General features: G+C 69.4%; 19 protein-coding genes and 1 tRNA gene. 7 read left to right on the forward strand and 13 right to left on the reverse strand.

Going from position 1 to position 20,204, the window contains the following annotated elements; translation table 11 throughout:
• The first annotated feature begins 8 nt into the window (after positions 1-8).
• From ACWIBS_RS02370 to ACWIBS_RS02385, 4 genes are all read left to right on the forward strand, one after another.
• Positions 9-734: a Crp/Fnr family transcriptional regulator gene (locus ACWIBS_RS02370; protein WP_376128568.1), complete on the forward strand. Its 726-nt coding sequence runs from the start codon at positions 9-11 to the stop codon at positions 732-734.
• Positions 735-744: 10 nt separating this feature from the next.
• Positions 745-2,685 (forward strand): heavy metal translocating P-type ATPase, encoded by a 1,941-nt coding sequence (locus tag ACWIBS_RS02375; protein WP_376128566.1) that lies wholly within the window; start codon positions 745-747, stop codon positions 2,683-2,685.
• A gap of 2 nt (positions 2,686-2,687) precedes the next feature.
• The gene (locus tag ACWIBS_RS02380; RefSeq protein WP_376128653.1) at positions 2,688-3,002 is read left to right on the forward strand and encodes a hypothetical protein; all 315 of its coding nucleotides are present in this window, start codon (positions 2,688-2,690) and stop codon (positions 3,000-3,002) included.
• Between the two features lie 98 nt (positions 3,003-3,100).
• Positions 3,101-4,333 (forward strand): HNH endonuclease signature motif containing protein, encoded by a 1,233-nt coding sequence (locus ACWIBS_RS02385; RefSeq protein ID WP_376128564.1) that lies wholly within the window; start codon positions 3,101-3,103, stop codon positions 4,331-4,333.
• 292 nt (positions 4,334-4,625) lie between these two features.
• Here ACWIBS_RS02385 and ACWIBS_RS02390 read toward each other — a convergent pair whose 3' ends face one another.
• The 4 genes from ACWIBS_RS02390 to ACWIBS_RS02405 form a co-directional block, all read right to left on the reverse strand.
• Positions 4,626-5,204, reverse strand: a complete 579-nt coding sequence (locus ACWIBS_RS02390; RefSeq protein WP_376128563.1) for an isochorismatase family protein — start codon at positions 5,202-5,204, stop codon at positions 4,626-4,628.
• Positions 5,201-7,507, reverse strand: coding sequence for an MMPL family transporter (locus ACWIBS_RS02395; protein WP_376128561.1), 2,307 nt, complete (start codon positions 7,505-7,507; stop codon positions 5,201-5,203). Before ACWIBS_RS02395 ends, ACWIBS_RS02390 begins: the two co-directional genes overlap by 4 nt.
• Before the next feature lie 35 nt (positions 7,508-7,542).
• Positions 7,543-7,938, reverse strand: coding sequence for a hypothetical protein (locus tag ACWIBS_RS02400; RefSeq protein WP_376128559.1), 396 nt, complete (start codon positions 7,936-7,938; stop codon positions 7,543-7,545).
• Positions 7,939-8,022: 84 nt separating this feature from the next.
• Positions 8,023-8,095, reverse strand: a tRNA-Thr gene (locus ACWIBS_RS02405).
• 216 nt (positions 8,096-8,311) lie between these two features.
• Here ACWIBS_RS02405 and ACWIBS_RS02410 point away from each other — a divergent pair.
• The 3 genes from ACWIBS_RS02410 to ACWIBS_RS02420 all read left to right on the forward strand — a co-directional run bounded on the left by ACWIBS_RS02410 (position 8,312) and on the right by ACWIBS_RS02420 (position 10,976).
• On the forward strand, positions 8,312-9,220 hold the full coding sequence (locus tag ACWIBS_RS02410) for a MetQ/NlpA family ABC transporter substrate-binding protein (RefSeq protein ID WP_376128557.1): 909 nt from the start codon (positions 8,312-8,314) through the stop codon (positions 9,218-9,220).
• A gap of 66 nt (positions 9,221-9,286) precedes the next feature.
• On the forward strand, positions 9,287-10,324 hold the full coding sequence (locus ACWIBS_RS02415) for a methionine ABC transporter ATP-binding protein (protein WP_376128555.1): 1,038 nt from the start codon (positions 9,287-9,289) through the stop codon (positions 10,322-10,324).
• On the forward strand, positions 10,317-10,976 hold the full coding sequence (locus ACWIBS_RS02420) for a methionine ABC transporter permease (protein WP_376128553.1): 660 nt from the start codon (positions 10,317-10,319) through the stop codon (positions 10,974-10,976). Before ACWIBS_RS02415 ends, ACWIBS_RS02420 begins: the two co-directional genes overlap by 8 nt.
• Here the strand turns inward: ACWIBS_RS02420 and ACWIBS_RS02425 are convergent, their stop codons facing one another.
• The 9 genes from ACWIBS_RS02425 to ACWIBS_RS02465 all read right to left on the reverse strand — a co-directional run bounded on the left by ACWIBS_RS02425 (position 10,977) and on the right by ACWIBS_RS02465 (position 20,045).
• Positions 10,977-12,536 carry an alpha/beta hydrolase gene (locus ACWIBS_RS02425; protein WP_376128551.1) on the reverse strand — a complete coding sequence of 520 codons (1,560 nt, stop codon included), beginning with the start codon at positions 12,534-12,536 and terminating at the stop codon, positions 10,977-10,979.
• Complete coding sequence (locus ACWIBS_RS02430) at positions 12,533-13,699, reverse strand: DNA polymerase III subunit delta' (protein WP_376128549.1); 1,167 nt, start codon at positions 13,697-13,699, stop codon at positions 12,533-12,535. The genes ACWIBS_RS02425 and ACWIBS_RS02430 overlap by 4 nt, the downstream gene beginning before the upstream one ends.
• 47 nt (positions 13,700-13,746) lie before the next feature.
• On the reverse strand, positions 13,747-14,358 hold the full coding sequence (gene tmk, locus ACWIBS_RS02435; RefSeq protein ID WP_376128651.1) for a dTMP kinase: 612 nt from the start codon (positions 14,356-14,358) through the stop codon (positions 13,747-13,749).
• Positions 14,359-14,426: 68 nt separating this feature from the next.
• Positions 14,427-17,117: a type I DNA topoisomerase gene (gene topA, locus ACWIBS_RS02440; RefSeq protein WP_376128547.1), complete on the reverse strand. Its 2,691-nt coding sequence runs from the start codon at positions 17,115-17,117 to the stop codon at positions 14,427-14,429.
• A gap of 68 nt (positions 17,118-17,185) precedes the next feature.
• Positions 17,186-17,512 (reverse strand): helicase, encoded by a 327-nt coding sequence (locus ACWIBS_RS02445; protein WP_376128545.1) that lies wholly within the window; start codon positions 17,510-17,512, stop codon positions 17,186-17,188.
• A complete protein-coding gene (locus ACWIBS_RS02450) occupies positions 17,512-17,847 on the reverse strand; it encodes a TadE family type IV pilus minor pilin (protein ID WP_376128543.1) in 336 nt (111 codons plus the stop codon). The genes ACWIBS_RS02445 and ACWIBS_RS02450 overlap by 1 nt, the downstream gene beginning before the upstream one ends.
• Positions 17,844-18,056, reverse strand: coding sequence for a DUF4244 domain-containing protein (locus ACWIBS_RS02455; RefSeq protein WP_376128541.1), 213 nt, complete (start codon positions 18,054-18,056; stop codon positions 17,844-17,846). Before ACWIBS_RS02455 ends, ACWIBS_RS02450 begins: the two co-directional genes overlap by 4 nt.
• Positions 18,057-18,093: 37 nt before the next feature.
• Positions 18,094-19,026, reverse strand: a complete 933-nt coding sequence (locus ACWIBS_RS02460; RefSeq protein ID WP_376128539.1) for a type II secretion system F family protein — start codon at positions 19,024-19,026, stop codon at positions 18,094-18,096.
• On the reverse strand, positions 19,023-20,045 hold the full coding sequence (locus ACWIBS_RS02465) for a TadA family conjugal transfer-associated ATPase (protein ID WP_376128537.1): 1,023 nt from the start codon (positions 20,043-20,045) through the stop codon (positions 19,023-19,025). Before ACWIBS_RS02465 ends, ACWIBS_RS02460 begins: the two co-directional genes overlap by 4 nt.
• Positions 20,046-20,204 lie beyond the last annotated feature (159 nt).

Genomic DNA, 20,204 nt, shown 5'->3' on the forward strand with positions numbered 1-20,204 from the left:
AGGCGGATATGTCTGTGAATGGATCAACCGATGAGCATGAGGAACAGCCGGACCTCTGTGTGACGCGTGTCCCGCTGTTTCACGGATTGACCCATGCCCAGCAGGTGGAGGTCGCGGCTTTTGCACGCACGCTCCGACTGGATGCTGGCGAGCAGGCCTACGCGGCAGGTTCCGACGTGTCGCAGCTGATGGTCGTCCACACGGGTGAGGTCAAGGTCTCCCGCACGAGTGCGGCGGGGCACGAGCAGGTGATTCGCGTGCTCGGTCCCGGGGAGTTCATCGGAGAATCGGCGTTCCTCACCGGAGCTTCGCCGGACCATTCAGCACAAGCGCTCGTGGGCACCGAACTCTGCGTCTTTCGTCATGCCGACCTCGGTCGCCTCGTCGAGAAGCATCCGAGTATCGGACTGCGGATGCTGCAGGGGGTGAGCAAGCGCTTGGATGACACGGAAGCACGGCTCGCATCCGTCATATCGGGGAATGTCGGTTCCCGCCTGGCGGACTACCTGCTGTCGCTACCTGCGAAGCCAGGGCCGCGAGGCACCATCGAGGTCACACTGCCCCTGGCGAAGAAGGACATCGCCTCGCTTCTGTCCACCACCCCGGAGTCGCTCAGCCGGCAGCTTCGCAGACTCACCGACGCCGGTGTGATCTCGCAGCAGGATCGGGGTCCGATCACGATCTCTGACGTGACGGCGCTCAGCGCACTGTCCACGCTCACGAAGAAGGACTGAGGGCGTTTCCGTGCCCGCACAGACCGTCAGCCCGCCCACCCGAGAATCGCCGCGTGCAGCTTCACTGACACTGGCGTTCCTGCGCAGTCGCAAGCTCATGATCTTCGTGATGATCGGATTGACCACCGGGGTGGTGCTCTGGGTGGCCGGCCTGACGACAGCGCTCGCCGTCACCGCCTACCTGGTGCTCGGCATCGTGATCGCCATCACTGCGGTCGACATGGTCCGCCATCTGATGCGCGGGCGATGGGGGCTCGACATCCTCGCGGTCATCGCCATGATCGCCACCCTTGCGGTGCAGGAGTATGTCGCGGGGCTCATCATCGCGTTGATGCTCACAGGAGGCGAAGCACTGGAAGACCTGGCCGCGCGCCGCGCAAGCCGTGAACTGGACCAGCTGCTGAACCGAGCCCCCGCGTTCGCAGGGCGAATCGACCCCCGCACCGGCGAAGTCGCACGCGTCGCGGTCGAAGAGGTCGAGGTCGGCGACGAGCTGCTGGTGCGCTCCTCGGAGATCCTCCCCGTTGACGGGGTGCTGTTGTCCGATCACGCCACGATCGATGAATCGTCGGTGACGGGTGAGCCGATCCCGGTGAGCTATCGCTCGGGGGACCCCGTGCTCTCAGGCACGGTGAACGGCACCGCGAGTTTCACGATGCGCGCGCAGAAGGTGGCGGCCGACTCGAACTACGCCTCGATCGTGCGACTGGTCGAAGAAGCCGTGGACTCCCGCGCGCCGATGGTGCGGCTCGCCGACCGGTACGCGGTCCCGTTCACCATCGTCTCGCTGCTCATCGCGGGCATCGCCTGGTTCCTCAGCGGGGACCCGGTGCGATTCGCCGAAGTGCTCGTGGTGGCGACACCGTGCCCGCTGCTCATCGCCACCCCGGTCGCATTCATGGGCGGCATGAGCTCGGCCGCAAAGCTGAACGTCATCATCAAAGACGGTGGAGTCCTAGAGGTGCTCGCCCGAGTCCGTTCGGCCGCGTTCGACAAGACCGGCACGCTGACGCAAGGCAATGCAGACGTGGTGGATATCCACCCGGCATCCCACACGGCGCGCGAGACGCTTCGGCTCGCAGCTGCCGCTGAGCAGTACTCCGTGCACGTGTTCGCTGACCCGATCGTGGCAGCGGCGAAAGCACAGCAGCTCGATCTGCCTGAAGTGGCGGACGCCGACGAGGTGGCGACGAACGGTGTGCTCGCTTCCCTGGCCGACGGCAGCGTGGTGCGCGTCGGGAAACCGGCGTTCATCGAGGAGGTCGCCGGGCCGGTCGTCCGCCCCACGCTGCAGGCCGGGGAGACCGCCGTGTACGTGTCGGTGGGAGCCGAACTGGCGGGGGTCATCATCTTGTCCGACCCGATTCGACCGCACGCGGCAGAGACCGTGTCTCGTCTTCGCGACGGCGGTGTGACAGAGATCGCGATGGTGACCGGCGATGTCGCGGCGACGGCGGAGTCCGTCGCTCATACGGTGGGCATCGACTCGGTTCACGCTGAGACGACGCCACAGACCAAGGTCGAGATCATCCAGGCCATGCGACCGCGGCCCGTGCTCATGGTCGGCGATGGGATCAATGATGCCCCCGTGCTGGCAGCCGCTGACGTGGGTATCGCCATGGCGGGCCGAGGGGCGACCGTCGCGAGCGAGTCAGCAGCGGCGGTGATCACCTCCAACGAGATCGCGCGCGTGGCGGACGTCGTCCATGTCTCACGCCGAACCGTGCACATCGCGTTGCAGTCGATCTGGATGGGCATCATCATCTCGGTCGGCCTGATGCTCGTTGCCGCATTCGGCTACCTGCCCGCGGTGGCAGGTGCCCTCCTGCAAGAGATCGTCGATCTCGTCGCGATCTTGTCGGCCCTGCGGGCACGGCGAGCACACAATGGGACGCAGCGAGACCGTTTGGACTCACGGCGCACGGCAGCACGTGCTGTGATGGACACGTGAACATGCCCCAGAACGCGCTCTCGCTGACCATCGTCGGCACCCCCGACTTCGGCAGCGAGATCCTGAAATCGTTGTACCGTCTCACGGGGCGTTCGACCGTCGAGCTGCGACGAGCGATCCGCGACGGCGAGCCGGTCTACACCGCCGCCCTGTTCGGCAACGACCACATCCACGTCGTGCCCCGGCTCGAGAAAGCCCTCGACTACCTGCAGGGACTCGGGGTGCCCTTCGCCGTGCACGAATGGGTCGACGGTGAGCGCGACGAGATCTCGATCGAGGTCATGCGGGAGATCATCGAAGCGGCCGGCGGCGAATAGTCGAGGGCTTCGACACGGCCCCCGGACGAACGCCCCGGATGCACCTGCCGCTTGGTTCGACGCAGACCGATGTCGGAGGTGTGTTCTAGTGTTGGCGCATGGAAGATGAAGCCGAGCTCGTACATCTGGATCGGGTGGATCGGGTGGTCGAGGTCGATGGGATGGTCGCGGTGTTCACCGCGGAGCGCTATGTGGTGATCGATCGGTTGCGGGTGGCGGCGATGTCGGATGCTGCGCAGTATGGTGCCGGTCTTGCCGGGGTCGCGGAGCGTTCGGTGCGTCTGGAGCTGGCCGCGGCGTTGCGGATCACCGAGCATGCCGCCGAGCGCCTCATGGTCCGTGCCGATGCCCTGGTGCACCGGTACCCGGCCGCGTTGACCTCTCTGGGGGCTGCCCGGATCAGCGAGCAGCATGCCGCGGTGCTGGTGGACCTGCTCGATCCCCTCGACCTTGTCCTGCGTGAGGCCCTCACCGCCCGCGCGGTCACCCTGGCCGAAACACAGCCGGTGGGGGTGTTTCGCCGCAAACTCCGTGACCTCATCGAAACCGACCGGCACACCACGTTGACCGAACGGCACACGGTCGCGCTGCGGCAACGGCATGTGCGTGTGGAGACCGTTGATGACGGGATGGCGTGGTTGACCGCGTACCTTCCCGCCGTCGAGGCCCACGCCATCCACGGGCGGGTCACCGCGATCGCCAAGACCCTGGGCGGTGATAACGATGACCGGTCCCTGGATGAGCGCCGCGCCGATGCGCTGTGCGACCTCCTCATCGACGGGGACACCACCACCCACCCCGACAGTGCCCGCGGGATCCGGCCCACCGTCGTGGTGACCGTCCCGGCGTTGGCGCTGCTGGGCACCGGGGAGGACAGCGTCCCGGCGACCGTGGAGGGAATCGGGCCGATCCCGATCGAGCGGGCACGCGAACTGTGCGGGAGCGCGGACGGGTGGATGCGGGTCCTCACCCACCCCGAGACGGGCATGGTGCTCTCCGTCGGTCGCCGGCAATACCGGCCCCCGAAATCACTGCGGAAGCTGGCCGCGTGGCGAGCGGACCGCTGCATGGCCCCCGGATGCGGGATCCCCGCCTGGCGATGCCAGATCGACCACTCCATCGCTTGGGAACACGGCGGAACCACCGCCCTGACCAACCTCGCCCCCCTATGCACCGGCCACCACACCATCAAGCACCACGGCCGATGGGCCCTCACCCAGAGGTGCAACGGGACCATCGAGTGGACCTCACCCACCGGCCGAAAATACCTCGTCGAACCCGAACGACGCACCCCCACCTTCCACCCGAACAACGAACCCGCCCCCTTCTAACGCACGACCCCCGAGCCTGCCGAAGGGTCGGTCCCCGAGCCTGCCGAAGGGTCGGCCCCCGAGCCTGCCGAAGGGTCGGCCCCCGAGCCTGCCGAAGGGTCGGCCCCTGAGCCTGCCGAAGGGTCGGCCCCTCAGCCTGCCGAACGGCCGGCCCCTGAGCCTGCCGAAGGGTCGGCCCCTGAACCCGCCGAAGGGTCGCTCCCCGAGCTGCCGAAGGGTCGCTCCCCGAGCCTGCCGAGAGCCGACCCCCGAGCCTCCCGAAGACCAGCCGCTGAGCGCGCCGGCCCGCGCGTCACGCGCCCGATTCGGCGAGCTCAGCCCCCGCGTGCGCAAGCTCCGCGAGCGCGGCTTCGGTCGATTCCGGCGCGACGCCCGCGACGAGATCGGTGAAGATCCGTACGCGGCGCCCGACGGCGATCGCGTCCAGCGCAGAGGCCCGCACGCAGTGATCCGTCGCGATCCCCGTGACATCCACCTCGAGCACACCGTGCTCCTCCAGCAACCGCGCGACGGTGTGGCCGTCCTCGGTCTCGCCCTCGAAAAGGCTGTAGGCCGGGCGGCCCTGCCCCTTCTTGACGTGGTGGGTGACAGCATCCGTCGTCAGCCCGGGGTCATAGTCCGCACCCGCCGTGTCCGCCACGCAGTGCACCGGCCACGAGTCGACGAAGTCGGGTTCGGCTCCGAAGTGACCCCCGTTGTCGCTGTCGGCATCGTGCCAATCGCGCGAGGCGACGATCAGGGCGTACTCCCCCGCGTGTGCGGCGAGATGTCGGGAGATGCCCTCGGCGACGGCGTCACCACCGGTCACGCCGAGGGCGCCTCCCTCCGTGAAGTCGTTCTGAACGTCGACGATGAACAGCGCCTTGCTCATGAGTCGAGCGTACGCCGGTACTCCTCGCGTGTCAGGGCATGCCCGTCATCGCCCACGAGTTCGTCACCCGCCTGCTCGGCATCGACCGACGCTGCTCCCGACCCGCCGACGCCCACGGGCTCCGGCTTGCGCGACAGCTTCGACGGCCACCAGATCGCCGGCCCGATGTCGTACGACAGGGCGGGCACGAGCAGCGAGCGCACGATGAAGGTGTCGATCAGCACACCGAATGCCACGATGAACGCGATCTGCGCGAGGAACAGGATCGGGATGACCCCGAGCGCCGCGAACGTCGCCGCGAGCACGAGCCCGGCTGAGGTGATGACGCCACCGGTCGCCACCAGCCCGCGCAGGATGCCTCGCCGTGTCCCATGCACGAGAGACTCCTCGCGCACCCTCGACATCAAGAAGATGTTGTAGTCGATCCCGAGGGCGACCAGGAACACGAATCCGAACAGCGGCACCGCCGGATCCGCGCCGGGGAAGTCGAAGATGCCGTTGAAGACGAGCGCACTGACACCCAGCGCCGTACCGAACGACAGCACCACCGTGGCCATGAGCAGCACGGGCGCCAGGATCGACCGCAGCAGCAGGATCAGGATCCCCAGCACGACCAACAGGATCACGGGGATGATGAGCGTCCGGTCGCGAATCGACGTGTCGTTCGTGTCGATGTCTGTCGCGGTCTCGCCTCCGACGACGGCGGCACCCTCTCCGAGCGCGTCGTTCAGCGCGACGCGGATCTCGCGGACGGTGTCTTCAGCCTCGACCGAGTCAGCCGAATCGGTGAGCGTCGCGATGATGAGCACATCGCCGCCGGCAATCGTCGGCTCCGGCACGGGCGTGCCGGGAGGGCCCGCCGCGGCGAAGACGACCTCGCCGTCCTCGAGCGAGACCGACGCCTGTCCGGTCGGCGAATCCTCCGACGCCGCCGAGACCGAGTCGATGCCCGCGTTGTCTTCGAGCAGTCCGATCACTTCGGCGAGGTCGCCGTCGGGCGCGATGACGTATACGGGGCTCCCCGATCCTGCCGGGAAGTGCTCTGCGAGCGCGACCTGACCGTCTCGAGCCTGCGACTCACCCAGCACGAGGTCGCTCGAGGCGACGCCGTCGGCCTTGAGCTGCGTCAGGCCGAAAGCACCGGCGAGCAACACGAGCGTCGACACGATCCACACGATCCGCGCATGGCGAGCGACGAAGCGCGCCTGACGCGGCCAGATCCCCTTGACGGGCTTGCTGAGATCGTCGGGAACCATCACGAGAGCCTCCTTCGGCGCGAACGGCCAGAAGGCCGCTCGACCGATGAGCGCGAGCAAGGCGGGAAGGAACGTGAGCGCGGACAGCATCGAGAACGCGATGCCGATCGAGGCGATCGGACCGAGCGCGCGGTTCGTGGCGAGGTCGGACAGCAACAGGCACATGAGCCCGGCGATGACCGTTCCACCCGAAGCGAGGATCGGCTCCCAGGCGCCGCGCCAGGCTCGGATCGTGGCATCCCATCGCTTCGCACCCTCGGCAACGGCTTCTCGATACCTCGCGACATAGAGCAGCGCATAGTCCGTGGCCGCGCCGATCACGAGGATGAACAGAATGCCTTGCACCTGGCCGTTCAGCACGACGATGCCGGCGAACGCGAGCCACCACACCGTGAGCAGCGCGACGCACAGCGCGAACACGCTCGTCAAGAGCACGACGACCGGAAGCAGCGGCGAACGGTAGACGATGATGAGGATGATGAAGACGGCGATGAGCGCCACCGCGAGCAGCAGTCCGTCGATGCCGAGGAAGCCCTCGACGAGGTCGGCGGTGAAGCCGGCCGGCCCGGTCACCCATCCTTCGAGGCCGTCGGGCAGGCCCTCGGCCAGGACCGCGCGCATCTCGGCGACGGTCTCACCGATGTCGGCGGACGAGTCGATCGGCACGAAGATCTGCGCAGCATCCCCGTCTTCGGAGGGGATCGGCGGCGAGATCTCGTCCTGCACGCCGCTGAGCGCGGCGATGTCGTCGGCGAGCGTCTGCAGATCGGCGAACTGGTCGTCGGTGAGCGCCTCGTTCGACTCGACGATCACGACGGCCGGGATGGTGTCCCCGCCCAGGAACTCCGAGAGGCGCTCGTTGACCTGCGTAGCATCGGCGCTGCTGGGAAGGAAGCTGGACCGGTCGTTCGTGGAGACTTCGTCGACCTTGCCGAAGTAGGGACCGCCTATCGCCCCACCGACGGTCCAGAGAAGGACGAGAAGCACCGGAATACCGATGCGGAGCCAACGTGACGGAGAGAATTTCGCATGATGGGGCGAAGACATATAGCTAGCTTATCTAGCAAAATGCCGACGCGTGTTCACCGGGACATCAAAAAGACGATGGATGCCGCCGTCGCGACCACGCCGAGGGCGAAGAACCCGACCGTGAGCCATCCCAGAAACCGCACCGTGGGCGACCCTTTCGTGAGGCGCACCCGGTCATCACTGCCGACACGAACGTAGACCTCTGCCGTGTCGCGGCCGTCGAGCGCGACCTGCTGGTCGGGGGTCAGCCACGCGTGTCCGACTCGTCCGCTGCTGCCGAACCATCGAGCACTCCGCTGACCCTGCTCGTCGGCGAGGACGACCTGAGTGAGTGACCACGAGCCGTCGGCGAGCCAGACGACGAGGGTCGCAAGAGCCAGCACGACCGCTGCCCCGAAGCCGACCCACGTGAAGATCTCGGCGATGGCATCTATCGCGCGCTCGTTCACGATCTCAGGCTAGTGGAGCACTCCGAACGACGACGAAGGCCCTCGACCCCGTGTTCCCACCGGATCGAGGGCCTTCGCTCTCGGAGCCACCTAAGGGAATCGAACCCTTGACCTATTCATTACGAGTGAATCGCTCTGCCGTCTGAGCTAAGGTGGCGCGTGCTTCGCGTACGCGATGCACGATCAACAATCCTACAGGGTCGTCGAGCTCCTCGCGGACACGGCCCGCATGACGGCGTGTTACGACGGAATCGGATGCCGCGACCCGGCGGACGTACAGTCGGAGGCGTTCCGCGGTGAGGCGAGCGCGGTAACGGCTCCGCGCTTGCGGTCAGCACGCCCCCGCGGCGCCTGACACCAAGGAGCCACTCGCATGTCCAACAGATTCGTCACCGCGGCCGCACTCGCCCTTCCGATCGCGCTGCTGCTCACAGCCTGCGCATCCGGCACGTCCGACACCGCCGACGCGGGCTCCGGCACCGCCACCGAGGACGGCGGCGTCGTGCGCATCGGCGTCGTGGGTGCCGGCGACCCGTACTGGCAGACATACGCCGAAGCGGCCGCCGCGGAGGGCATCGAGGTCGAGATCGTCGACTTCACCGAGTACACGCAGCCGAACCCGGCCCTGTCGGCCGGTGAGCTGGACCTCAACCAGTTCCAGCACATCGTCTATCTCGCCACCTACAACGTCAACGCGGACGACGACCTCCAGCCCATCGGTGCGACCGCGATCTATCCCCTCGGGCTCTACTCGACGCAGTACGACTCCGTCGCCGACATCCCCGAGGGCTCGACCGTCATCGTGCCCGACGACGAGAGCAACCAGGCCCGCGGCCTGCTCGTGCTGCAGTCGGCCGGCCTCATCGAGCTCAAGGGCGGCGGGTCGATCTTCTCGACGGTCGCCGACGTCGAGCCCGACTCGAAGGTCGTCGTCGAAGCACTCGATGCCGCCCTCACGCCCACGTCGCTCCCCGATGTCGCCGCCGCGATCGTGAACAACGACTTCGTCGAAGACGCGGGGCTGCAGTTCTCGGATGCGATCGCGCAGGACGACCCGGCCGACCCGAACGCCCTGCCCTACGTCAACGTCTTCGCGGCGCGCGCGGCCGACGTCGACAACCCGACCTACCTCAAGCTCGTCGAGATCTACCAGAACACCCAGGCGGTCCTCGACGGCGTGCAGGAGGCATCGGGGAACACCGCCGTGCTGCTGAAGACGCCTCTCGCAGACCTCGCCGAATCGCTCGTCACGGTCGAGGAAGACATCCGCGCCAACCAGTGACCTTCCCGCGTGTGCGGCCCGTTCTCGGACGGGCCGCACACGCGCGCCGTCCACGAGGAAAAGCCCATGACGCTCATCCGACTCACGCAGGTCTCGAAGACCTTTCCCGCCGCCGCCAAGAACGCACCGCCGGTGGCCGCCGTCGACGGTGTAGACCTCGAGATCGCGGCGGGCGAAGTGTGCGGAATCGTCGGCTACTCGGGCGCGGGCAAGAGCACCGTGCTGCGCCTCGTGAACGCCCTCGAGACCCCGACGTCGGGCACGGTCGAGATCGACGGACGCGACATCACGCGCCTCCGCGAGCGGGAGCTGCGCGACCTGCGCGGCGACATCGGGATGATCTTCCAGCAGTTCAACCTCTTCGACTCGCGCACGGTGGCCGGGAACGTGGCGTACCCGCTCGAGATCGCCCGCCGTCCCCGGGGCGAGATCGCGGCGCGCGTCGCCGAGATGCTCGACTTCGTCGGACTCTCCGACAAGGCGCGCAATCACCCCGAGCAGCTCTCGGGCGGACAGCGCCAGCGCGTGGGCATCGCCCGAGCGCTCGCGACGAGCCCGCGCATCCTGCTCGCTGACGAAGCCACCAGCGCGCTGGACCCCGACACGACGGCCGAAGTGCTCGACCTGCTCGGCCGGGTCAACCGCGAACTCGGAGTCACGATCCTCGTCATCACGCACGAGATGGACGTCATCCGCACTCTCGCCGACCGCGTCATCGTCATGGAACGCGGGCGCATCATCGAACAGGGCGAGGTCTTCGACGTGCTGTCGGCACCGCAGCACGCGGCCACGCGACGCTTCGTGTCGAGCATCATCGACGACGTACCCCGCGGAGACCAGTTGCAGACGCTGCGTCAGCGCCACCCGGGCAGGATCGTGACGTTCACGATCCGCGACGGCGACGTCACGCAGTCCGACGTCTTCGCCGCCCTGGCCGCGCACGGCGTGCGCTTCGAACTCATCCACGGCGGCATCAACGACATCAGGGGCCGCGTGTTCGGACACCTCACCCTGACCCTCACGGGGGAACAGGACGCCGTCGAACGGGCGATCGCCGCGGCATCCGCCTTCGCACCGCTGATCGAGGAGGACGTCCGTGGATAGGCTCATCGAACTGCTGCCGCAGTTGTGGTCTGCGACGGCCGAGACGCTCTACATGGTGACGCTGAGCCTCGTCTTCGGCGGCATCGCGGGGCTCCTCCTGGGCCTCGCGCTGTACGCGACGCGCGCGGGAAGCCTCTTCCCGAATCGGGCGGTGTTCGGCGTGCTCAACGTCGTCGTGAACACATTCCGCCCGATCCCGTTCATCATCCTGCTCGCCGCCGTGCAGCCCCTCGCGCGCGGCCTGGGCATCCGCGGGATCGGCATCGAATTCGGCGTCTTCGCGATCTCGCTCGCGTCGATGTTCGCGATCGGCCGCATCGTCGAGCAGAACCTCGTCACGGTGCGCCCCGGTGTCATCGAGGCCGCACGCGCCGCGGGCGCGAGCAGATCCCGCATCCTCTTCCGCCTCGTGCCGCGCGAAGCGCTCGGCCCGCTCATCCTCGGCTACACGTTCATCGTCGTCGCGCTGGTCGACATGACCGCGATGGCGGGCGTCGTCGCCGCCGGCGGGCTCGGCCAGTTCGCGATCGTGAACGGGTTCCGCCAGTTCAACCCGTGGGTGACCTGGGCCGCCGTCGTCGTCATCGTCGTCATCGTGCAGGGCGTGCAGTTCCTCGGCAACGCCCTCGCGCGCCGCGTGCTGCGGCGCTGACTACTCGCAGCGCACGTCGGACGCCGGCACCGTGCCGTCGAGGAAGTACGCCAGAACGGCATCGTCCACGCACGCGCTGCCCTTGTTGAAGCCCGTGTGCCCCTCGCCGACGCGCGTGATGAGTACGCCCGACGACAGCTGCTCGGCCAGCGACACCGACCACTCGTACGGAGTCGCCGGATCGTTGGTCGTGCCGATCACGAGGATGGGCGCGGCGCCCTCGGCCGCAATCGGTTCGCGCACGCCCGTCGGGGCATACGGCCACGTGGCGCACGGGTCCGGACCCGACCAGTACGGCGCGATGGTCGGTGCATCCGCCGCGATGCGGGCCTTCGAGGCGTCCGCCTCGGCCTCGGTCGTGTCATCGGGATAGTCCATGCAGTTGTACGTCGAGAACGCCTCGGTCTGGTTGTCCAGATACTCCCCGGCCTCGCGGTTGTAGTAGAAGTCCGCGAGCAGGAACGCCGTCTGCGCGTCACCCTCGAGCGCAGCCGTGAGCGCCTGCGTCAGGAACGGCCACGAATCGGCGGAGTACAGCGCGGCGATGATCGCCGTCATGAGCGAATCCGCGCCGAGCATGCGACCGTCGGCGTTCTCGATCGGCCGCCGGTCGGCGCTCGCCAGCAGCGTTCCGAGATCTGTCATCGCCTCATCCAGCGTCCCCCGGAACGGGCAGTCCCCGCCCTCCAGGCAGTCGGCCATGTAGGCCCGCAGCGCCGATTCGAAACCGAGAGCCTGCGTCGTCGAGACGTCGAGACCCGACACCGCCGGGTCGATCGCTCCGTCGAGCACGAGTCGCCCGACCCGGTCGGGGAACAGCTTCGCGTACGTCGCACCGAGGAACGTGCCGTACGAATAGCCGAGGTAGTTGAGAGTGCGATCGCCGAGGACCGCGCGCAGCAGATCCATGTCGCGCGCCGAATTGTCGGTCGTGATGAACTCGAGGATGCCGTCGCTGTTGGCCTCGCACGCGTCGGCGAAGCGCGCGTTGGACTGCGCCAGAGCTGCCTCCCACTCGGCCGATCCGCGCGCGCCCGGCGTGATGCCGAACAGGTACTCGTCCATCTCGGACGCATCGAAGCACGTCACGGCGGTGGACTCCCCCACGCCGCGCGGGTCGAACCCGATGACGTCGTACGCCGCCGCCAGGTCGTTGCCGACCGCGTAGGACACCGCGTCGCGCACGAGCGCGACACCGCTCGCCCCGGGACCGCCCGGATTCGTCAGGAGCGACCCGAGGGGCTCGTCGCCGCCCGTCGCACGCTGGCGGATGACGGACAGCTCGATCTCGGCAGCCTCGGGGTTCTGCCAGTCCAGCGGCGCCGTCACCGTCGTGCAGTCCAGCGCCCCGCCGCAGTCGGTCCACGTCAGCGTCTGCTCATAGAACGGCAGCAGTTCGGGGGCGATGCCCTGCGTGTCCGGCGACAGGCTCGTCGTGGGGCGGGCTCCCTGCTCGGGGATCGCGCTGTACAGACAGCCCGACAGAGCGAGGGATGCCGCGACCACGACGGAGACGACGGTCAGGGCTCGACGGAGGCGGGCGGGGGCGGTGCGGGTCACGGGGTCCTTCCGCTCGCGACGGTCACGAGCATGCTCTCGAGGGCGAGGGCGGGGGCGACGTTCTGTTGGAGATTGCGGCGCGTCTCGGAGATCCGGTCGAGCACGACGAGCGTCCGCTCGATCGACCACGCCCGGGCGAGCGCGTGCAGGTCGTCGACGAGTTCACGGTTGACGAGGTCGTCGGTGCGCGCGTACTGGATCATGAGCACGTCGCGGAAGAGCGACTGCAGATCGGTGAGCACCCGATCGATGCCGTCGCGGAGGCTCCGCGTCGCGCGGCGCTTCTGCTCGTCCTCGAGCGCCGACAGCTGCGCGCGCACGGCCGGGGGCACGCTCGCGCCCGGCGCGATGCCGAGCGTGCGTCGCAACCCCTCGCGCTCGGCCTCGTCGCGCTCGACCGTGAGCGCCTTGGCGTCGTCGGTCGCGAGCTGCACGACGCGGCCGGCCACCTCGACGGCGTCGCCGACCCCGCGCACCGCGAGCACGGACCGCAGCGTCTCGTCGCGCCGCTCGCGCGCGGCAGCATCCGTCGCCAGACGCTGCGCCATGCCGATGTGCCGTTGCGCGTGGCGTGCCGACTGCTCGGCGAGCTCCGCGTCGGCGCCCGTGCGCTGGGCGATGAGCCGCGCGACGTCGGCGATGTCGGGGTCGCGCAGACGCAGCGTGCGCACGCGCGAGCGGATCGTGGGAAGCAGGTCGGCATCGCTCGGCGCGCACAGCACCCAGACGGTGCGCTCGGGCGGCTCTTCGAGGGCCTTCAGCAGCACGTTCGACGTGCGCTCGGCCATCCGATCGGCATCCTCCATCACGATGACGCGATACCGGCCGAGCGACGGCGCGAAGTACGAGCGCTCGACGAGCGCACGGGCGTCTTTGATCGAGATGATGACGCCCTCGGTGCGCAGCGTCGTCAGGTCGGGATGCGTTCCCGCAAGCACCTGCCGCATGGCCTGCTCGTCGCCCGGCTCGGCGATGAGCGCCGCCGCGAAGGCGTACGCGAGCGTCGAACGCCCCGAGCCCGGCGGACCCGTGATGAGCCACGCGTGGGTCATGTCGGCCGGATCGGATGCCGCCGCTCGCAGCGCCGCGAGGGCATCATCCTGGCCCCACACCGCACCCCAGGGGACATCGCTCGCGGCGGTCGCGATCGCCGTGGCATCCATGCAGTCAGCCTAACCGGGGGTTCCGACGGGACTCGTCCGGACAACGCTCACGCGAGCAGCGCCTCGACGCGCTCACGGACGAACCGCGCGATCTCGTCGGGGGCGAGAGCCGCATCGACGACGAGGAAGCGCTCGGGTTCGGCCGCCGCGAGGGCGAGGAACTCCTCGCGCACGCGGGCGTGGAAGGCGTGCTTCTCGGCTTCGAGCCGATCGAAGGGCTTGTCGTCGGCGACGAGTCGCGCCCGGGCGACCTCGGGATCGAGGTCGAGCAGCACCGTGAGATCGGGCAGCAGACCCCCCGTCGCCCACAGCGAAAGGTCGCGCACCTCGTCGCGCCCGAGCACCCTGCCGGCGCCCTGATACGCGACCGACGAGTCGAGGTAGCGGTCCTGGATGACGACGTCGCCACGATCCAGCGCGGGACGAACGAGCGTCTCGATGTGATGCGCGCGGTCGGCGGCGTACAGCAGCGCCTCGGCGCGCGGCGCGATCTCGCCCCGGTGGTGCAGGACGATGTCGCGCACGAGCACGCCCACCTCGGTCCCGCCCGGTTCGCGTGTGCGCACGATGGTGCGACCGCGCTGCGCGAGCCATTCCTCCAGCAGCGCCGCCTGCGTCGTCTTGCCGACGCCGTCACCGCCCTCGAGCGTGACGAACAGGCCCCGTGCGGTCGGTCCCGGTCCCGGTCCCGGAGCCTCGCCCCCCGGTCCCTGAGCTTGCCGAAGGGTCACTTCTTCTTCGCCGGCGCCTTGCGCGTCGTCGTCTTGCGCTTCGGCGCGGGGCCCTTCGCGCGCTTGTCCGCGATCATCTGCACCGCGATCTCGTACGTGATGTCGTCGGGCATCTGACCACGCGGAATCGTCACGTTCGTCTCACCGTCGGTGACGTACGCGCCGAACCGGCCGTCGCGGATGCGGATCGGCTTGCCGCTGACCGGATCGTTCTCGAACTCCTTGAGGGCGCTCGAGGCGCGACGCGCACCGTACTTCGGCTGCGCGTAGATCGCCAGAGCCTGCTCGAGCGTCATGTCGAAGATGAGCTCCTCGCTGTCGATCGTGCGCGAGTCGGTGCCCTTCTTGAGGTACGGGCCGTACGGACCGTTCTGCGCCGTGATGACGTCGCCCGACTCGGGATCGGTGCCGACGACGCGCGGCAGCGCGAGCAGCTGGAGCGCCGTGTCGAGCTCGATCGTCTCGGGAGACATCGACTTGAACAGCGACGCGCGGCGCGGCTTGGGCGCGGCATCCTTCTTGGTCGTCTTCTTCTTCGGAGCCGTGACCTCGCCCGTCGCCTCATCGACGGCGACCTCGGGCTCGGGGATCTCCTCTTCGAGGTACGGACCGAAGCGGCCGTCCTTGACGACGATGAGCCGGCCGTTCTCGGGATTCTCGCCGAGCACGCGGTTGCCCGCGACGGGAGCGTCGATGAGCTCCTGCGCCTTCTCGGGTGTCAACTCGTCGGGGGCGAGGTCGTCGGGCAGGTTGACCCGGCGCGGATCGGCCTCGGGGTTCTCGGGGTCGATCACATCGAGGTACGGCCCGTAGCGGCCGAACCGCACGGTTGCGGCATCCGTGATCTTCGTCGCATTCAGCTCACGCGCGTCGATCTCGCCGAGGTTGTCGATGATCTTGCGCAGGCCCGTGTGGGACTCCGAGCCGAAGTAGAACGAGTGCAGCCACTCCGCCCGCTTCTGCTCACCGCGCGCGATCGCGTCGAGGTCGTCTTCGAGCGCCGCCGTGAAGTCGTAGTCGACGAGGTCGGCGAAGTGCTGCTCGAGCAGACGCACGATGCTGAACGCGAGCCAGCTGGGCACGAGAGCCTGGCCGCGCTTGGTGACGTAGCCGCGGTCGAGGATGACATCGATGATGCTCGCGAACGTCGAGGGGCGACCGATGCCCTTCTCTTCGAGCGCCTTGACGAGGCTCGCCTCGGTGTAGCGCGGCTTGGGGCTCGTCGCGTGGCCCTTGGGCTCGACGTCCTTCAGCCGCAGCGTGTCACCGACCGCCATGACGGGCAGCGATTGGTCGTCGGCCTTGTGGGCGTCGGCGCGCTTCTCGTCGCGCCCCTCTTCATACGCCTCGAGGAAGCCCTTGAACGTGTAGACGGTGCCCGACGCCGTGAACTCGGCCTGCTCGCCCGCGGCGTCGACCGTGAGCGTCACGGTCGTCGTCTCGTACTTCGCGTCAGCCATCTGGCTGGCCATCGTGCGCTTCCAGATGAGGTCGTACAGGCGTTGCTCATCGCGATCGAGCTGCGCGGACACCGACGACGGCGTGCGGAAGTCATCGCCCGAGGGACGGATCGCCTCGTGCGCCTCCTGCGCGTTCTTGCTCTTGCTGCGGTAGACGCGCGGGTTCAGCGGCACGGCCTTCTCGCCATACAGGGCGACGGCCTGCGCGCGCGCAGCCTGCACGGCCTGCGCGCCGAGCGCCGTCGAGTCGGTGCGCATATAGGTGATGAAGCCCTTTTCGTACAGGCGCTGCGCGACGCTCATGGCGTGCTTCGCGCTCATCGAGAGCTTGCGACCGGCTTCCTGCTGCATCGTCGAGGTCGTGAAGGGGGGCTTGGGGCTGCGCGTTCCCGGCTTGGCTTCGAGGTTCGACACGGATGCCGCACCCACAGCGGCCACGGCTTCGGCGAGCGAACGGGCGCGGGCCTCGTCGAGGACGACGACGGCCTTCTTCAGCTCACCCCGGTCGTCGAAGTCGGTGCCGCGCGCCAGCGCCGCACCACCGAGGCGGGCCAGACGCGTCGTGAACGACGCCCCCTGCGGCTCGTTGATGGCGGCGAGCGCCTCGAGGTCCCAGTACGAGGCCGAGATGAACGCCATGCGCTCGCGCTCCCGGTCGACGACCAGACGCGTCGCGGCGGACTGGACCCGGCCGGCCGAGGTTCCCTGGCCGACCTTGCGACGGGTGACGTCGGAGACATCCCAGCCGTAGAGGCGGTCGAGGATACGGCGCGTCTCCTGCGCGTCGACGAGCGCGACATCGAGTTCGCGGGTGTTGTCGACGGCTGCGCGGATGGCATCTTTCGTGATCTCGTGGAAGACCATGCGCTTGACGGGAACCTTGGGCTTGAGCGTCTCGAGCAGATGCCACGCGATGGCTTCGCCTTCGCGGTCCTCATCGGTGGCGAGCAGGAGCTCGTCGGCGCCCTTCAGAGCGCGCTTGAGTTCGGCGACGGTCTTCTTGCCGCGCTCGGACTCCACATAGAAAGGGGTGAACCCGTTCTCGATGTCGATCGAGTACTTGCCGACCGACGTCTTCTTGAGCTCGGCCGGAATGGCTTTGCGATCCGCCAGGTCGCGGATGTGCCCTACCGAGCTGAGCACCTCATAATCGTCGCCGAGGTATCCCTGGATCGACCGCATCTTGGTCGGGGACTCGACGATGACGAGCTTCTTGCCTTGTGCCAATGCAGCCGTCCTTTCTACGTCGCACACCATACACGCCGCAATACCCAGTGCACGCTGGGAGCCGCGCGTCACGGGCTCTGGGAAGGAGGCCCCGCGCGCGCCGCGGCGGTGCCGGTGAACACGCCGAAGCGCCCCGTGACCGACACCGTCGCGATGAGCCCGTCGACATCGCACGTCGCCAGCATCGCGCCGCCGAGAGCCGCGAGCTGTGCGGCCCGTTCGCACGGAACGCCCGCCGCAGCACCGGATGCCGCATCCGCAGCCGCGAGCGCCGCGGCATCCGCCGCACCCGCCAGGCGCTGCCCGAACACCGCAGCTCCCCCGGCCGCGGCGAGCCCCGTCGCGAGCAACGCGACGGCCGCGACGACCCCGACGACGGCGGGGACCGCCGCCATCAGCGACCGCCCGCCAGGGCGCAGCCCGTCGCCGTCAGCGTGAGGGCGAGCAGGGCGGGCGCCGTCGCCGTGACGCAGACGACATCACCGTCCTCGTGCACGGCGACCCCCGCACCCGGCACCGCCGACGCGACGGCCGAAGTCGCGCGCGAGGCGGGGTCGCCGCGCGCGAGGATCCGCGCGGCGTCGGCGGCGGCATCCTGCAGTCGCACGTGCCGCGACGCGGCACCCAGGGCGCCCGCCGCGAGCAGCAGCACGAGCACGATCGCCGGAAGCGCGACGGCGAACTCGGCCGCGACCGCGCCCGTGTCGTCACGGATCGCGCGCGCCCTCATGCCACGGTCAGCGCACGTCGCACGAGATCGGTCAGGATGCCGCGGACTTCGTCGCTGCGCATGATGACGACGAGCAGTCCCGCGAACGCGACAGCGGCCATCGTCGCGATCGCATACTCCGCGGTCGCCGCGCCCGTGTCGTCGGCGAAGAGCCGCGCGGCACGACGGCGAGTGAGGCGGGGCGGACGGGCGATTCGGGTGGAGGTCATGACGACTCTGCTTTCTCGAGGCGGACGGTGGGCACGATCAGAGACTGAGCGGCAGCGCCGAGCCGACGCTCAGGAGCATCGGCGCGACGCCGAGCAGAAGGAAGGCGGGCAGGGTGCAGACGCCGAGCGGGAGCAGCAGCCGCATCGACAGCCGAGCCGAGCGCAGGCGCCCCTCGACCCGCGCGCGATGCCGTGCGAGCGCCGCGGACGCCCGCAGGAGCTCGACGGCGGGAACACCCGCCGACGCGGACAGCGCGAGGATGCCCTCGGTCGTCGCCGCCGTCGGCTCGCCCGACGCGCGCTCGACGAGCCGGCGCCCCCGCTCGATCGAGACGCCGCCGCTCAGCGCGATCGCGAGCAGATCGGCGTCGAGCCCGGGAATGCCGTCCGCCCCGCCGGCCGCCCGAACGAGTGCCCCGCTCCAGCGGTGGGCGATCACCATCAGGACGACGCCCGCGACGAGGCATCCGATACCGAACGGGTTCGTCGCGAGCGTCGCGACGGTGTCGAACCCGAGGGCGACGCCGAGCACGACGGCGACGAGCGGCAACCAGGCCATGAGCTTCGCCGTGCCGGTGGGCTCGGCCAGCGCGACGCGCACGTCGTCGGCGGCCTCCTGCGCATCGCGCAACGCCACCGCGAGCCCGCGCAGGGTCTCGGCCAGCGGCGCTCCGACCGTCGTCGCGATGGTCCACGCCGCAGCGACGTCTCGCCACGCGCGTGCCGCCCCGGACGCGGACGGATGCCGCCGAGCAAACCGCCGACGCGGCTCGGGCGGCGTCTCGCCCGCCGCCGCGATCGCCGCCGCCGGCGACGCGGCGTGCTCGAGCGCACGATGGACCGACAGCGCGTGCGGGTCGCCCGCCTCGGCGAGATGGCCCCACGCGCGGGCGGGGGCGACGCCGGCCTGCAGCAGCACGGCGAGCCGCAGCACCGTGTCGGCGACCGCCGCGGCATCCGCGCCCTTCACGTCAGCTCCATCATCGTGATCGCGAGACGTCCGTCGGCGACGACGGGGCGCCCCGCCCCCGCGAGCACTCTCGTGCCGTCGGCGCGGCGCGTCACGTGCAGCACGACGCCGATGGCGCTGGCCACTTGACGCGCCAGCGCCTCATCGCCCAGGCCCGCCAGAGCGCCGAGCGCTTCGAGACGGGCAGGCACGTCGGCCAGGCTGTTCGCGTGGAGCGTGCCCGCTCCGCCGTCGTGGCCCGTGTTGAGCGCCGACAGCAGCTCGCGCACTTCGGCCCCGCGGCACTCCCCCACGACGAGTCGGTCGGGGCGCATCCGCAGCGCTTCGCGCACGAGACGTGCGAGGTCGACACCGCCGGCGCCCTCGAGATTGGGCTGCCGTGCCTCGAGCCGCACGTGGTGCGGATGCGCGAAGCGCAGCTCGGCGACGTCTTCGACCGTGACGATGCGCTCGGTCGCCGGGGCACCGGCCAGCAGCGCGGCGAGGAGCGTCGTCTTGCCGGCGCCCGCGGCCCCCGTCACGAGCACGTTCTCGCGCCGTGTGACGAGCGACTCGAGCAGCGCACGGCCCACGGCGTCGAACATGCCGCGCGCTTCGAGCGACGGCAGGGTCGGATCCTCGACGCGCGGCACCCGGATCGAGATCGTCGTGCCTTCGGCCACGGGCGGCAGGACGGCGTGCACCCGCAGGCCGTCACCGAGCCGCACGTCGACGCACGGCGTCGCGTCGTCGATGTGGCGGCCCCCGAGGCCGATGAGAGAGACGGCGAGTTCGCGCACGTCTTCTTCGGCGGCGCGCCAACCGCCCACCGCGACGGGGCCGTCGCCCCGGTCGACGAAGAGCCCCGCCGCACCGTTGACGAACAGGTCGGTCACATCCGGATCGTCGAGGTACGGCGCGAAAGGAGCGAGAACGGGATGCTGCGCCCGTGCCGCGGCACGCCGGGCGACCGGCCGCTCGCGTGCTCCGTCGTCGACCGCGACGTGCGATCGCGGCTGGACGACGAAGGCCTGCGGCATGCATCGACGCTACGAGCGCGGAGCGGCGCCGCGGCCCGTGGTGGCGGCATCCGTGGACAGTCTCACCGGCTCCCACGTCTGTGGAGGAGCCGGAGAGACGGAGTGGCGGCATCCCATGGGGGGAATGGGATGCCGCCACCCCAGACACCGCTCGTCGGG

The organism is Microbacterium sp. NPDC055442 (genome assembly GCF_053644215.1).